At 41.5% G+C, this 15,389-nt stretch carries 14 protein-coding genes; 8 read left to right on the plus strand and 6 right to left on the minus strand.

The window, feature by feature from the left end; genetic code table 11:
• Positions 1-86 precede the first annotated feature (86 nt).
• The 3 genes from V1502_RS12110 to V1502_RS12120 all read left to right on the plus strand — a co-directional run bounded on the left by V1502_RS12110 (position 87) and on the right by V1502_RS12120 (position 2,902).
• Positions 87-1,343: a helix-turn-helix domain-containing protein gene (locus V1502_RS12110; RefSeq protein WP_409250903.1), complete on the plus strand. Its 1,257-nt coding sequence runs from the start codon at positions 87-89 to the stop codon at positions 1,341-1,343.
• Positions 1,344-1,356: 13 nt separating this feature from the next.
• Positions 1,357-1,491 (plus strand): hypothetical protein, encoded by a 135-nt coding sequence (locus tag V1502_RS12115; protein ID WP_409250904.1) that lies wholly within the window; start codon positions 1,357-1,359, stop codon positions 1,489-1,491.
• 178 nt (positions 1,492-1,669) lie between these two features.
• A complete protein-coding gene (locus V1502_RS12120) occupies positions 1,670-2,902 on the plus strand; it encodes an aminopeptidase (protein ID WP_409250905.1) in 1,233 nt (410 codons plus the stop codon).
• A gap of 182 nt (positions 2,903-3,084) precedes the next feature.
• On the opposite strand, the gene V1502_RS12125 is transcribed toward V1502_RS12120, so the two are convergent.
• Entirely contained in the window at positions 3,085-3,231 is a 147-nt protein-coding gene (locus V1502_RS12125; protein WP_409250906.1) for a DUF3934 family protein, read from the minus strand.
• A gap of 172 nt (positions 3,232-3,403) precedes the next feature.
• Between V1502_RS12125 and V1502_RS12130 the strand changes: the two genes are divergently transcribed.
• A complete protein-coding gene (locus V1502_RS12130; protein ID WP_409250907.1) occupies positions 3,404-3,604 on the plus strand; it encodes a DUF2188 domain-containing protein in 201 nt (66 codons plus the stop codon).
• Positions 3,605-3,985: 381 nt separating this feature from the next.
• On the plus strand, positions 3,986-4,822 hold the full coding sequence (locus tag V1502_RS12135; protein ID WP_409250908.1) for an alpha/beta fold hydrolase: 837 nt from the start codon (positions 3,986-3,988) through the stop codon (positions 4,820-4,822).
• A gap of 290 nt (positions 4,823-5,112) precedes the next feature.
• On the opposite strand, the gene V1502_RS12140 is transcribed toward V1502_RS12135, so the two are convergent.
• Positions 5,113-5,952: a DUF1206 domain-containing protein gene (locus V1502_RS12140; RefSeq protein WP_409250909.1), complete on the minus strand. Its 840-nt coding sequence runs from the start codon at positions 5,950-5,952 to the stop codon at positions 5,113-5,115.
• Positions 5,953-6,182: 230 nt separating this feature from the next.
• On the opposite strand from V1502_RS12140, the gene V1502_RS12145 reads away from it, so the two are divergent.
• From V1502_RS12145 to V1502_RS12155, 3 genes are all read left to right on the plus strand, one after another.
• A complete protein-coding gene (locus V1502_RS12145; RefSeq protein ID WP_409250910.1) occupies positions 6,183-6,710 on the plus strand; it encodes a D-glycero-alpha-D-manno-heptose-1,7-bisphosphate 7-phosphatase in 528 nt (175 codons plus the stop codon).
• 309 nt (positions 6,711-7,019) lie between these two features.
• Positions 7,020-8,933: a DUF294 nucleotidyltransferase-like domain-containing protein gene (locus tag V1502_RS12150; protein ID WP_409250911.1), complete on the plus strand. Its 1,914-nt coding sequence runs from the start codon at positions 7,020-7,022 to the stop codon at positions 8,931-8,933.
• Between the two features lie 3 nt (positions 8,934-8,936).
• Positions 8,937-9,674, plus strand: a complete 738-nt coding sequence (locus tag V1502_RS12155) for a PolC-type DNA polymerase III (RefSeq protein WP_409250912.1) — start codon at positions 8,937-8,939, stop codon at positions 9,672-9,674.
• 244 nt (positions 9,675-9,918) lie between these two features.
• Here the strand turns inward: V1502_RS12155 and V1502_RS12160 are convergent, their stop codons facing one another.
• The 4 genes from V1502_RS12160 to V1502_RS12175 all read right to left on the minus strand — a co-directional run bounded on the left by V1502_RS12160 (position 9,919) and on the right by V1502_RS12175 (position 15,347).
• Entirely contained in the window at positions 9,919-11,181 is a 1,263-nt protein-coding gene (locus V1502_RS12160; RefSeq protein WP_409250913.1) for a glutamate-5-semialdehyde dehydrogenase, read from the minus strand.
• 347 nt (positions 11,182-11,528) lie between these two features.
• The gene (gene proB, locus V1502_RS12165; protein ID WP_409250914.1) at positions 11,529-12,659 is read right to left on the minus strand and encodes a glutamate 5-kinase; all 1,131 of its coding nucleotides are present in this window, start codon (positions 12,657-12,659) and stop codon (positions 11,529-11,531) included.
• 176 nt (positions 12,660-12,835) lie between these two features.
• Complete coding sequence (proC, locus tag V1502_RS12170) at positions 12,836-13,678, minus strand: pyrroline-5-carboxylate reductase (protein ID WP_409250915.1); 843 nt, start codon at positions 13,676-13,678, stop codon at positions 12,836-12,838.
• A 733-nt stretch (positions 13,679-14,411) separates the two neighbouring features.
• On the minus strand, positions 14,412-15,347 hold the full coding sequence (locus V1502_RS12175; RefSeq protein WP_409250916.1) for an LCP family protein: 936 nt from the start codon (positions 15,345-15,347) through the stop codon (positions 14,412-14,414).
• Positions 15,348-15,389 lie beyond the last annotated feature (42 nt).

The raw sequence follows: 15,389 nt of genomic DNA on the forward strand, positions 1-15,389 counted from the left end.
TCTGAGGGATTTTCCCAACCAGTCAGATTCGTTCTAATTATTGGATTATTTTATACTATTACTATAGATAGAGGGGAGAAACAATCGTGACGATTGGAAGCAAAATCCGTTACCATCGCATGAAAAAAAAATTAACACAAGAAGAACTTGCAACAGGAATCCTTTCCGTCTCTTATCTTTCCAAGATTGAGAATAATCAAACCACCGCCTCCGCCGAAGTGATCGAGCTTCTATGCAAACGACTGGGAATCGCTTTACTGCAGGAAAATGATGAGGTTCTTAAGAAAACTTTCTCCGATTGGAATAAGGCATTGTTGAGGAATAACCACGAAGAGGCGCAACGCTTATTTGGTGAAGTGTCAACTCAAATCACTCATATGGATGATCTCAACCTTCTTAATAGTTACCAAATCCTCATGATCCGCTATTCCATTTTGGTAAAAGAATTTGATCAGACAGCTGAAATCATCAATTCCTTGGAGAAAATCTACAAAAGCCTCACAGATAAACTCCGATTCTATTTTCACAAGTTCGCCGGGAACTTCTGCTACATACAGGGGCATTTTGAGAAGGCCAATAGCCACCTCAAAGACGCGGAGCATTACCTCGTTCTTGGAAACATTCTCGACTCTGAGGAAAAAGCAGATTTATTTTACTTGAAATCACTGACTCTTGTTCAGTTGAGGAAACATGCGCTCGCCATCCATTACTCCGAGGAATCACTAGCCCTTTACCAAGGTCTGTATCATAACAAAAGGTGTGCGGAAATTCATTTGCTGCTTGGGGTCTGCTACAGGAGGATCCAGAACATTAATGAAGCCATCTCTCATTATGAGTGGGCCAATGAAATCAGCATTAATACTGGATATTCATTACTAAGAGGCAAGGTTGAACAAAATCTCGGCTTCCTCAAATCCATGGATAATAGAACAGAAGATGCGATCGCTCATTATCTGAAAAGCCTTCAATTCAAACATGAAGATCAAAACAGCAAGCTGACCACCATTCTGTCCCTGGTCAAAGAATACTACAAACTGAAAAGATTGGACGAAGTCAGGCGTTGGCTTCAAGAAGGAATTCATCTATCTCAGCAAGAGAAAAATAAAGAAAAGTATTATGAATTCAGAATCTATGAATATGCCTCTGAAAAACTTGATGAGGGTTTTGAACACTTCATGAAAACTGAAGCGCTCCCCTACTTTGAATATACAGGCAACCCTCATCTGCTGGCTCAATATTCTAAATTTCTTGGTACTTACTATCAGGAAATTAGAAAATATAAATATGCCGCTCATTACCTGACAAAGGCTAATGTGGCATATGAAAGAATAATAGGATTATAGGAGGAGATTTAGAATGAAAAAAATCAAAAGAATCACCGTTGCCGCCCTCGTATTGATCGCCTTATCTGCAGCCGGAACATCCGTAAGCGCCCAAGAGGAAGACCTGCCTCCCCCAAATGGTGGAGGAGCACCAGCATTAACTGAATAAAATACTACAAAAGCTCTTGACTCCATACTGGAAGCAAGAGCTTTTTACCGCTTTAAAGCACTAAGAGGGACAGTCCCTCTTAGTGCTTTAAAGCGAGAAAGCGCCCCTGGTAAAAATGGAAAATTCGCGAAATAAATAGTATATTTAACTAGTATGTTACATATGAGGGGGATATCGAATGACTTCAGTAGAAACTAAATTAGAAAGATATGCAGATTTATTGATCCGGGTGGGAATCAACCTCCAAGAAGGACAAACGCTTCTCATCAATGCTCCGATTACTCAATCCCATTTTGTCGCACAGCTATCAGAAAAAGCTTATGAGGCCGGAACTAAAAACGTCCTGGTTGAGTACTCAGATGAAAAATTAACAAGATTAAAAATGGAAAAAGCCCCCGAAGAAGGACTAAAAGATTTTCCTACATGGAAAGCTAGAGGGTTCGTGGAGATGGCCAAGAACAACGTCGCTGTACTTAATCTTACTTCTCCAAATCCTACCCTGCTTAAAGGTATTGATGCCCAGCGTGTCGCCATGGCCAACAAAGCCAGCGGTGAAGCATTCAAGGAGTTCCAGCCTTTCATTTCAGGCGGCCGTATCAGCTGGCTGATCGCTGCTGTTCCGTCACCTTCCTGGGCGAAAAGTGTTTTTCCTGCTCTATCTGAGGAAGAAGCTGTTAAAGAACTGTGGGAGAAAATTTTCTATACAACAAGAGTTGACCAGGAGAACCCTGTCCAGCTATGGAAAGAACATATTGAAAATATGACAAAGAATGCCGATCATCTCAATGACCGGGGTTTTAGAAAGCTTCATTATAAGGCACCGGGTACAGATTTCACTGTTGAACTACATCCAAAGAGCAAGTGGATCTGCGCACAATTCACGAACGACAAGGGTGTAGATTTTGTGCCGAACCTCCCTACTGAAGAAGTCTTTACTATTCCTGTTCGTAACAGTGTAAATGGAACTGTCAGCAGTACGAAACCATTAAATTACAGCGGCAACCTGATCAACAACTTCAGCCTGACATTTAAGGATGGAAAAGTAACAGAGTTTCATGCAGAAGAAGGCTATGATACGCTAAAAGGGTTGCTTGAAACGGATGAAGGAGCCTCCTTCCTTGGAGAGATCGCGCTTGTTCCACACAACTCTCCTATTTCAAACACGAACATTATTTTCAACAATACCTTGTTCGATGAAAATGCCTCGTGTCATATCGCTTTAGGGAATGCCCTTTCAATTTGTGTCGAAAACGGAAAAGAAATGAGCCAGGATGAGTTAAAAGAAATGGGCTTTAATGAAAGTCTGACTCATGTGGATTTCATGATTGGATCCGAACAATTGGATATCGATGGTGTGCGGGAAGACGGAACAGTCGAACCTATTTTCCGCGGAGGCAATTGGGCATTTTAATTACATGCTCAGCTTCAGGTAGTTAGTGACGAATGCTATCACTCTGTCATTCTTTCAAGGGTGAATTTGTACAATCCTCCGAACCATGAACACCCATGATAACTTCCTATCCTAAAAGCATTTTCTGCATAGCCTGAAAAGTAAAAAGAGCTGTCTCCCGTATCGGGAGACAGCTCTTTTTGTTAGTTTTTCTCTGAACCGCTACTGTGTTTAGTGCCTTTACTCGTATATGGTTTGGCAGCTGCTTTTTTCTTTGCACTCTTCTGCCAGCGGTTCCAGCCTTTCTTCCCTGTTCCCCTGCCTGTTCCGCCGCCTTTGCTTTTGCTCATTATATCAACTCCATTGCATGGAACTTTAGTTCATTTGTATTGAAGGTCCATTATATCAAAAAGCTGATGGTGAAAAAAGTGATATATAGTTTTTATTCTACTATCCCTTTAGGTTTCACTCCTGCCTCATGAGGGAAAGAAAAATTTGAAGACTTAGAAAGGAGCGATAGCAATGAAAGAATATTATGTTGTACCCAATAAGGATGAATCCGGCTGGTATGTAAAAATAGAGGATGTAGCTCCGACAACCCTATTTAATGGACGTTCGGAGGCCATTGATGAAGCCGAAAGATTAGCTAAGGAAAACCAGCCCGCAAAAGTGCTGGTAGAAAATGAAGACCATGAAGTCGTAAGCGAAAAGACTTTTTCCTAATATGAGTTTTTAAAAAAAGCTGTCTTCAAAAAGCTAGTTGCTTTTAGACTAATTATTCTGCATGCTTTTACGAATGGTTGATTGGAACGGAAGGTGTGTGATCTCCTGCTGGACTAGCGACGTCTAGCTCCAGCTGAGTCGCGCACTTGGACCGGAAATTAACTGTCTCATCCAAATAGTAACCAAATATATGAAAAGAGCCTTTAAAGAAAAAGCCAGTCCGGCCAGTTTCACATAGACCGGTACCGGCTTTTTCTTTGACTTTCACTATTACCAAATATTACTGATTATATTACAAAAGAATTTCATATAAATCATTTTCAAGACATACATATTCGTTTATCATAGTTATATCATCCACTAAAAGGAGATTTACCTTTAATGACACGCACCCTGACTAAAAAGAAGGTCTTTTCCGTAGGAGCTATGCTTTTACTATCCTTCTCATTAATTTATATATCTTTAAAATCACAGATTGCGGAATCAAAAGAGAGTAGCTCTTCTGCGCAAACTGACATACCGACCGTTTTCGTTCACGGCTATAAAGGGACCTACAACTCTTTCAAAACCATGATCTACCGATTTGAAAAGAATAATTGGGGAAAAAGGGAATTGGTCGTATACGTGTCTGCTGCAGGTGATGTCACTTGGAAAGGCTCGCTCCTAACCGACTCTGCCCTTCCGCCACTTGTTCAAGTCATTTTCGAAAAAAACAAAGCATCAATTGCAGAAACGTCAACATGGCTACAGCGGGTCATGACAGGATTGAAAGATAAATATGGAGTCGAGCAGGTCAACCTCGTGGGCCATTCAATGGGCGGTCTTGTTTCCACTCATTACCTGGAATCCTTGAATGGAAGCGATGAGCAGCCGGAAACGGTTAAATTTGCCGTAATCGGGAGTCCCTTTGACGGAATCGCCCACGAGTCTTATCACCAGGTGAATACCGGGGAAGCAGTCATTGATTTGAAACCTGAATCAGAAGCATTGAACAGTCTGGTGAAAAATAAGAATCAATTCCCGGCCCACATCGAAGTATTGGCTATCGCAGGAGCCGGCGACCAAGTCGTGGACGTCGACAGCGCCTTCGCTATCCAACATATTGTACCTGCAGAAAACCTGCAGAAACAGTTAATAGAAGATAAAACAATCGACCACAGCGGTCTGCATGAAACAGAGAAAGTAGATAAATTGCTGAAGAAGTTTCTCTGGAATTAGTTCAAATGCCTGACATTGAAAATCAGGCATTTTATTTTTTAAAATCATGCGTATGAAGGAAAGCAAGACGCTTCTCTCTATGCGACTGAAACTCATTCACACTTTTTAACCACGTAAAAAGGCTGCCATAAACGTGACAGCCTTTTTTCTTATTAATAATCTGTTTTCGTATATAAAGTTGCTATCGGAAAAATCCAAAAGGCTGGATTTTTCCCTTTAGTACAAGGACTATTCTCTTTTACAGGATGAATTGCTCTTTTAACCTGCCAGGAATTTAGAAAAGCGTCTATTTAATAGAATGCCATATTTTTATTTTTTCCTTTAAGGATCTGAAAAACTCCATAGGCAGCCAATCCTATTGCAACGAGACCAAGCATCCATTTACCAAAAGGCTGTTGAGCAATTTCTGAAAGTGCGGCATCCAGTCCCTTTGCTTTATTCGGATTCGTAGTGATAGCCGTTTGAATCAGGAAATACCCAGTGATGCAAAATACGACGCCTCTGGCCATCAATCCGGCTTTACCCGTTTTCTTGCCAAGCTGATACTCTTTCTTATCCATTTTGCTTCTCTGGAAAGAGTCGGTGAATTTTTCGCTGTACCCTTTATATATTTCATATAGTCCATATCCAATGACAGCGGCACCTGCAATTCCGACCAACCATTGACCAAATGGCTGGGAAAGAACTTGAGCGGTAATGGTTTGCTTGCTGTTTCCTCCCCCGCTGCTTCCCGCATTTGATGCAATTTGAACAGCTCTGTAAGCAAGCCCTGCATATACAATTGCACTAAATATAAATCCAATTCTCATCAGAATTCCTTTAGCATCATTTCCTTTGTTCTGGGGATCGGTGATCGCCTCGACAACTTTCCATATTACATAACCCGCCAAGCCTACTGCCAATATCCATAATAAAATTTCTCCGAACGGCTGGCTTGCAATCGACGCCAGGGCGCCACTGGTATCAGTTGTTTTGCCTCCTGCCCCAATGGCTGCCATGAAAGCAAGAACTCCAATTAACACGTATACGCTTCCTTTGGCTAAATACCCCATGCGCCCTAATCCTTTAACCCATGGTTTTGCCTCATGAGCGCCTTTTTTGGCATGTCCTTTCGCCTTTTCTTTATTCATATTGTTTACTCCTTCCCTTGATAGTTGTTCGTTTCTCTATTTGTTAATTTCCCATATTTCCATAAGTGAAAACTTCTTTGAGAAGAAGATTATAGATTCAGCAGTAGAAGAAAATACTACTATCGGAAGCGTGTGAATTAATTAAATTTTCTGTTATTTCCCCGGAAAGCGCAAGATATGACAAATTACGCTCTTCTGAGTAATAACCTGTATAAAAAAGGAGAATTTTCGTGAAAAAAGCAGTTTTTTTAGACCGTGACGGGGTAATCAATGAAGTCTTATCGAAAAGAGTAAAGTTCGTCAATAAACCCTCTGACATACACTACCTCGAGAGAGTGCCAGAAGCGGTCAAAATGTTAAATGATAGAGGATATAAAACCTTCATCGTTACAAATCAGGGCGGTGTTGGACTTGGGTATCTCTCTCAAGAGGGGTTGGAAGAAATTCACGCTAAAATGAAACAAGACATTGAAAAAGGAGGCGGCTTCATTGAGGAATTCTCCAGCTGCATCCATAAACCTTATGAAGGATGTGCTTGCCGAAAACCGGAAGCGGGAATGATTCTGTCTTTAGCTAATAAACATTACATCGATTTATCAAAGAGTTATATGATTGGAGACCGGGAACCGGATATTGAGGCAGGTAAAAAAGCGGGCTGCAGTACGATTCTGATTGCCGATAGTGACCCAGACAATCTTGCCGACCATTGCTTTCCCTCTCTTTATGGAGCAGCAAAATTTTTGACTGGACCATCATAATTGAATATTGATATATCCTGTTTTTAAACACCTCCCTGCCCTTTTAGAAAATAAATGCGGCTAAGTAAATGCTAGAAAGGCTTGATAAATATCCATTCTTGTTGATTGATAAAGATAAAGGTGTTCCCAAACTGAATGCGCAGTGCTGCTCCATGCACTGGCTTTTTCATCCCCCCAAAAGATTTCAGGCAAAATCATTAATGATGCACTATTTCTATGTTAAGGTTACATAGAGGAGAAGACAGTTCATTTCCCGGTTTAAGGGATTACTTATATTGAAAGCACAACTTGTGACGAGGAGGCTGCCTGGTGAAAAAAGCTGAGTTTTATAATATCATACATTCTTCGTATCCATTCGATCTTTTATCACAAGAGCAATTGGAACATTTGGTATCTCATGCTAAGTTCCAAAAGTTTGCTAAAAATGAATTTATATTTCACGAAAAAGAATCCGAAGAAGAACTGGACATTTATTTCCTTATCTCCGGCACAGCTAAAAACGTCCTTCACAGACCTTCGGGGAAGCAGGTTTCACTCAGGTATTATTATCCTGGAGACCTTGTCGGCCTGATGATCCTTTGGACCAGCGGTGATATGAGTTTCTCGGTACAGGCGATTGAAGAATGTACCCTTTTCCGGTTCAATAAAAAAGTATTCTTTGACATGCTTACCGACAATAAAGAGTTTTCGCAAATCATCTTTGAAAGCCTTGGAAGCCGCATGAAGACTCTCTACGATGAGATTAAATATAAAGAGTCACAGGAGGAATCCGCCGACTTATCCCTTTTCCGCACAAGGGTCAATGTCCTGATGGAATCTCCTGTCACCCTGTTAAAGACGGCAACCATGGAAGAAGCGGCACAAAAAATGCTTGATGAACAGGTTGAAGCCATTGTAGTGACTGATGAGGAAACTGCCTTGAAGGGACTCGTCACCCAGACGGAAATCCTTCGATACTTGACTAGTAAAGGGGCTGCCACTTCAGTTGGAGAATGGATGAACAGAAAGCCTTATTGGGTAAGGGATGAAGCATTTGCTTATGAGGCACTGTCACTTTTCAATTATGAAGGTGCAAAGTATGTTCCCGTCCTTCGAAATGGAATAGTGGTTGGCTTGCTGACTGGACTTTCTTTTGTGAATATCCATGACTCCAGCTACCTTGACCTGTCATACAGCATCACCTCGGCTTCCAGCACAGATGAACTTATCCCTTTGTCGCCAATTGAAAACACGGTATTCACTTCCTTCATCGGCAGTTTGCTGGAACAGGACAGCTTTGCCTATAACGTCAGTGAAGTTTTGACAAATTACAATGACAGATTGTATCGAAAAGTCATCATGCTTTCAGAGGAGGAAATGATTTCAGAAGGATACGGTTCCCCACCTGTCAATTATTGCTTCATCGTCATGGGCAGTCAGGGCCGCAGTGAACAGTCCTTCAACACCGATCAGGATAACGGCATCATCATTGCCGATTATGCACACCTTGAAAACGCCGGTTCAGTAGAAAACTATTTTGAACGGTTCACGGAAAAGATAAATACAAAGCTGGCCCTCTGCGGATTTCATGAATGTACAGGCGGCATTATGGCGAAAGAACGTAAATGGCGCAAATCCTATACTGAATGGCTGGCATCCGTTGATGACTGGCTTCATGAAATAGATGCTGAAGAGGTTCAAAGCTTTACTATGTTCTATGATTTCAGGCCAATATTCGGAGATTACAGCCTTGCAGAAGACATTCGCGATTATATAGCTAAAAAAGCCAAGAAATCCTTAAATCTCCAGCAGTTATTGAGAAAAGATGCTATACGCTTCCGCATTCCGGTCAACGCCTTGGGGAGAATTAATCTAAAAGGAAGAAATAAACGATTCAATATAAAAAAAGCGGGACTTATGCAAATTGTGAACATGGTACGCATCCACTCCATCAAACATGGCATCAAGGAAGTGAACACCGTTCATCGTCTTGATGCATTAAAAGAAATGAAAGTATTTCACCCGAGGGATGCAGAAAATGCCAAAACGGCCCTGCATTATCTTTTATACTACCGGTTGAACCAAAACCTCTCTGAACTGGAAGAAAATCTTGAACTGACAAACGAATTGCCAGTCGATAAGATTTCAAAAGAAGATAAACGAAAACTGAGAGAAGCCCTTCAGATCGCAAATAGGATGCAGCAAGTAATGGAGATAAGCTTCAATCGTAACCGGGTGGTATAAACTATGAGTGATGCTAGATTTAATGTAGGATATCGAATCATAAAATACTATTTTTGGCATAGATATCTGTTTAGAAAACAGGTAGAAAAAGAGAAGAAAAATCCTTCTTATCAAAAACTTAAATCCATGTTGAAAGAATTCGAACAGGAAAAACCAGTGTATCAGCAGCAGAGGCTGGACAGCTGCACCTTCACGATTTTCGACTTGGAGACGACCGGTTTCTTTCCTGAAATTGGAGATGAAATCGTCTCAATCGGCGCCATAAAAATGCAAGGCAATAAGATCATCGATCATAAGACATTCTATGAAGTCATCGATCCATTGCAGACAGTCTCATTGGAAACAAAAAAATTCACCGGATTAAGAAGAGCTGATTTCATCAAAGCCAAAACATTGCCAGTCGGTTTAAAGGAGTTTCTCGAATTTTGTAAGGGTACCATCCTCGTCGCCCACCCTGCTTCCTTTGACATAAATTTTTTGCAGAAAAGGATCGGCAAATGGGATCTCCCCTCCTTTAAACCTGAGTATATCGATTCCTATGCTCTCGCCAAGGAACTGCTGAATGAGAAAGAATGCTACCTTGATGACCTGGTGAAGAAATTTCAAATCACGAAAAAACAACGTCATCATGCATTGAATGATGCCATCATGACAGCGGAAATTTTTCAGGAGCTATTACGGCTATGTAAAGAAAAGAAAGTCGAGACTATAAGGGACCTGCATGAAGTGGTGGGGATATGAAGAGGCAGCCAATGAGCTGCCTCTTTCTCAATATAGTTATTAAAAGGCCCAGAGAGATCTTGGGTTCTGGGTGATGAAGGCACATTTAATAGGTTTATGGACGAGAGACCTGGAATTCTAGATGATGATGGCCCCCATCCGCATGAATTCATTTATAAATATAAAAACGCCCTGTGCCTACACACAGGACGTTTTGTATTTTTTTATAGCCAAAACTCTAGACGAGATGACGATATTCATGAATTTATCGGATCTGGCCGTCACCAGTCATCATATATTTTACGGTTGTTAGTGCAGGCAGCCCCATTGGTCCGCGAGCATGTAACTTTTGGGTAGAGATTCCGATTTCTGCACCAAAACCAAGTGCTCCTCCGTCCGTGAAACGGGTGGATGCATTGTGGTAAATGGCTGCTGCATCAACAAGTGTCATGAACATTTTAGCAGTTTCTGCATTATCCGTAACGATTGCTTCAGAATGCTTGGTGCCATATTTCTCGATATGATCAATTGCATCAGAAGTAGTTTCGACTGTTTTGACAGCGATATCCAAGCTAAGATACTCATTCGCCCAATCTTCTTCCCCTGCAGGAGTGCAGCCAGGGATGGTTTTACAAGCATGGTCATCACCGTGTACTTGGATATTGTGCTTGTTGAACGTTTCTATCAGCTGTTCTTTATTTTCAGCCAGCCATTCACGGTGAATGATTACAGTCTCAGCTGCATTACATACTGCAGGACGATCGGTTTTAGCGTTCACAAGGATATTCAGTGCCATTTTAACATCCGCTTCTTTATCAATGTAAATGTGGCAGTTTCCTACGCCTGTTTCAAGAACTGGTACTGTCGCATTATTAACAACCGCATTAATTAAAGCACCGCCACCACGCGGAATCAATACATCGACATGTTCTTTCATCGTGAACAATTGCTGCGTAGCTTCACGATCTGTTGTATTGATGAATTGCACCGCTTCTTTAGGAATCTTGGTATTCTCAAGTGCATTATGCATAACGTCGACAATCGCCTTATTTGATGTGATTGCATTTGAGCCGCCTTTTAGCACGATCGCATTACCTGATTTGAGTGCCAAACCTGTGGCATCTACGGTCACGTTCGGACGAGCTTCATAAATCATGCCGATGACACCCAGTGGAACTGTCACCTTTGCGACATTCAAATCGTTCTCAAGTGTCCAGTCACTGACTGTCACACCTGTTGGATCTTCAAGTTGTGCCACTTCACGAAGTCCGTTGGCAAAATCGAAGACGCGCTCTTTAGAAAGAGATAAGCGATCCATGAAAGCTTCGTCAAAGCCTTTCTCGCGTCCGCGGCTAAGGTCTTTTTCATTGGCCTCAAGGATTGTTTCAAACTGTTCTTCAAGAGTTGACGCAAGGGTCAGAAGAGCATCATTTTTTTCTTTTGTAGTTAATAAAGATAGTGATTTTGCTGCTTTCTTTGCTGCAATCGCTTGTTCTTCTACATTCGTTTTATTGGCTGTTAAAGTCATCCAATACCTCCATTTAGTATTTTGTTTAACACTGTGAAAGTGTTTTTAATGAGCATTTATACTATCTTGCCATTACATTTCCGCTACAGGCGTACGACTCCGCGGGGCGGGCGGTGAGCCTCCTCGGTAGGTAGGGTCCGTTCCGGTGGGTACGGACCCCGGGGGTTACGTTCCAGTGGGTACGTAACCTTGGTCTCACCTGTCCCGCTAGTCCCGCAGGAGGTCGCACGCCTTTCGCTCCAATCGAACACGATAGTACCTTGTAAGCTCTATAATCTATCTACTTTTAGCGCTTAATACCAACATCAACTAACAAAGCCTTTATTTAAAGACTTATTCATGGTAAGTCATACCCCAACTGGAATCGGCACCTCAACATGGCAAACCAGATGGTCGATTTCAACTGCTGCCTCTTCATAGTTTTTAAGTTCTTCATCGGTCATTTTGTTGAATTTTTTCAGTTCTTCTGAATGGTAGTTAACCACACCCAGACCGATTTCTTCACCGCTCAAGTCAGAAATTCTAACTACGGCTCCGCTCTTGAATCTGCCACTTACTGTAAAGATACCTGAAGCATTCAGGCTCTTCTTGCTCTCAAGGATGGATTTTTTCGCTTCGTTATCAATCGTAATTTCACCTTCTGGACCTGAATTAAAGGCTATCCATTGCTTTTTCGTATCGAGGTTTATTACATCTTCTTTTGCTTCAAAATAGGTACCCTTCGCTTCACCCTGTACCGCGTCATAAATGATGTTGGCGATCCCTGATTTCCCAAGGAAAGAAGGAATTCCAGACGCCATGGAAATTTTGAATGCATCAATTTTGGAACGCATTCCTCCTGTACCGACAGAACTGCCTGGTTCACCGGCCATCTCTTCTATTTCAGGAGTAATTTCATTCACTTCTTCTAGAAGCTCTGCCTGTGGGTTTTTGCGTGGGTCGTCATTATAAAGTCCGTCGATATCAGACAAGATAATCAATTTATCCGCGTCTACTAGACCTGCTACTTTGGCTGATAATGTGTCATTATCGCCAAATTTCAAACGGTCAATCGTAACCGTATCATTTTCATTGACGATTGGAATAATACCGCGTTCAAGCAGTACATTAATCGTATTTTTTGCATTGTTATATCGATTCTCATCTGAGAAATCACTTCTTGTGATGAGAATTTGAGAAGCTACATAACCATTCGATAAAAATAGATCAGAGTAAGCCTCAATTAACAACCCTTGACCGATAGAAGCCGCTGCCTGCTTTTCTGGCAGAGTGCTTGGTCTTGTAAGACAGCCCAGTTTTCGGTATCCTGCGGCTACTGCACCGGATGAAACCAGCAATACTTCATGGCCGTCATCTTTCAAGCGTACGACTTCGTCCGTCAGTCGCTCCAGCTTCCTGCGGCTCATCTCCCCGTGAAGGCTTGTTAATGAACTGCTTCCTATTTTGATTACGATTCGCTTCTTGGTGTCCGCAGACATCATATCACTCCTGTAAAAAAATAATTTAAATCTATACTTTAATGCTTCACAGTGTTAAGAGGGACTGTCCCTCTTAGTGCTGTGACGCGTTAATTCGGTAAAATGCTGATGTGCAATGAATTCTCCCTCGCTGCTCTGGCTCTGCCATCTCAGCGAGAGATTCTTTCATCTATTTATTAATTCGCTACTAATACTTTTTTGAATTGGGAACTGATTTCTTTGGATCGTTTTTCAGCACCTTTAACGGCTTGAGCTATCGCTTCGCCGCCGCCGAATTTTGCTAGTGCTTCCAGTCCTGCTGCAGTGGTTCCATTTGGGGAAGTTACATTTTCACGTAACTGTGCGGGTGTTTCTTCACGTTCCATGATCATTTTGGCAGCACCGAGAATAGTTTGTGCTCCGATCTGGCGTGCTACCTCCGGCTCAAGACCGCTGTCTTTTCCGGCTTTCTCGATGTGTTCCATTAGATAATAGAAATAAGCGGGGCCGCTGCCGGCAATCCCTGTGAAAATATCCATTTTTTCTTCTTTGATCGTGTAGACTTCACCGATGCATTCCAGTAACTCCTGGGCAACATTCATGTCACCTTCTCCAGTATGTTTACCTGCTGCAATGGCTGTAGCCGATTCCCTCATCATGCTGGATGTGTTCGGCATTACTCTGATGACCTTCTGCCCTTGAGGAAGCCCTTCTTCCATATGTCCAGTCGTAATGCCTGCCAATACTGAAAGAATGACTGTATTCGGGTTCACCATATCTTTAATGGATTCTAATACTGTATCAATATCTTTAGGCTTCATAGCCAGAATCAACATATCTATTTCATTAAAGTTTAGATCGTCTTTAGTTATCGCTGTAATATCGTATTTTGCTTTTAGTTCTTGTAAACGCCCTCGATTACTTCTGTTAGATACAATAATTTGTTCTGCCGGAATTTTTTTGGACTCAACCATTCCTGAAATCATGGCCTCTGCCATATTACCTGCACCTAGAAAAGCAACCGTCTGTTTGTTTAGCAAAAATATCCTCTCCCAATAAAATCGTTTTTTGTTCGTATTTTTGTTCGCTCTTTTTTCAACGTTTACAATCGTAACACGTACAAAATCATAATCAAGTGCTTTGCTTAAAGTTTGGTGTATATAGCTGAATTAGTTAGTGTAAGCGCTACCATTTGTTCTTGAGCTGTTCAAATCGAGAATAATCCCTGTATTTCCCTTCTGAGGACTATATATCACGATTTAATTTTTCGTTGTTTTCCCCACTATGCTTAGAGGCATAAAAAAAGAACCAGGAAAACGCTGAACACAAGCGTTCTGAGCACTATCCAAATTAATATAGAACATTCCAAAATAATGAGTGAACTTTATTACCTTCAGTCAAAAAGGCTCTTTTCTAAATCTTTGTTGCTATTTACTATTGGGCTCAAGAGATATGGCCAGAACTCACAGAAATTATCTGGAGTAGCAAGAAAGAAAAGAGCTATTCACCCTTTTCAGAGAGGAAAGCCCTTGAACGCAAGAGGAAAATCCGGCCCTTTGGTTTTTTCAGATAGCAACAATCTATACTAAAAGAGCTATCAAAAAAGAGGATGAAATCTCATGAGATTTCATCCTCTTGACTTTATATAGTATGGGCCTATATAGCTCAATCACTACTTCATATGGTTTATTCCAGAGGTACGATCACTAAGCTGTCTGCAGAAAGGATCTTATTTTCAACTCCCAGAAATGAAGTATAATTCAGACTGTATTATTACTGATTCAAAAATTCCTGCAACGCGGCACTATTGGTTGCAAAATCGACTTCTAGGACAGCCCCGGCGTGTTGATAATAACCATCTGTGTAGGAATCTTGTACTGGAATCGTCAATTTTTGTATATCGCTGCTGTTTCCTAAAAGGACATCTTTAACAAGACCGATTTGGTCAAGCTTGGTCATATTGGTTTCAATATAGGGCTGCGCTGCCCCGATCATTTTCGGAAGCTTTGTTACACTGCCCAGACTCAATGCTTCGTCTTTGACAGCCGTAATGACCTCCTGCTGCCTTTTTACACGGCCATGGTCACCTTCTGCATCTGCACGGAATCGTGCATAACCAAGAAGTTCTTTTCCGTTGAGATTCTGAAGACCTGGTTCCAACGAAACTCCGATATTTTCTGACATTGCTTTTTCGACATTGATCTCGATACCATTTGGTGCAAGAACATCAATGGATTGTTCAAATCCTTTGAAATCGACAATCATATAATACTGCACATCTACTCCGAAATTGTGCTTCAAAGTCTGTCTCAGAAGATCGGGCCCCCCTAAGAAAAATGCCGTGTTAAGCTTGTAGTTTTGGTACCCAGGAATTTCAACGTACATATCTCTCATAAAAGAGACAAGCTTTGTTTCATTGGTTTTAGGATCGACCTGGGCAATCATCATTGTATCTGTTCTGGCTTTTTCTTCGCCCCTGCTGTCCACCCCAAGCAGCAAGACATTAATACGGCCATTTGCATCCTTTACACCGTTGAATGTATAGTTTTCTTCCTTAGGAGTATTACTTTCACCAGAAGCAAGCTGTGTACCCTGATAGAACTGGACGGCTGCATATCCGACTAGACCTGTAATCATCAATAACAAGAAAAGAACCATTTTCAATCCTCTTCTTTTCTTTTTCTTTTTATATTCTAAACGTGAATTCATACATGCACCTTCTTTACTTAAGCTTTTTCCGTCTGTGCTGCT

This window comes from Rossellomorea sedimentorum (genome assembly GCF_046237645.1).
GTDB lineage: Bacteria > Bacillota > Bacilli > Bacillales > Bacillaceae_B > Rossellomorea > Rossellomorea sedimentorum.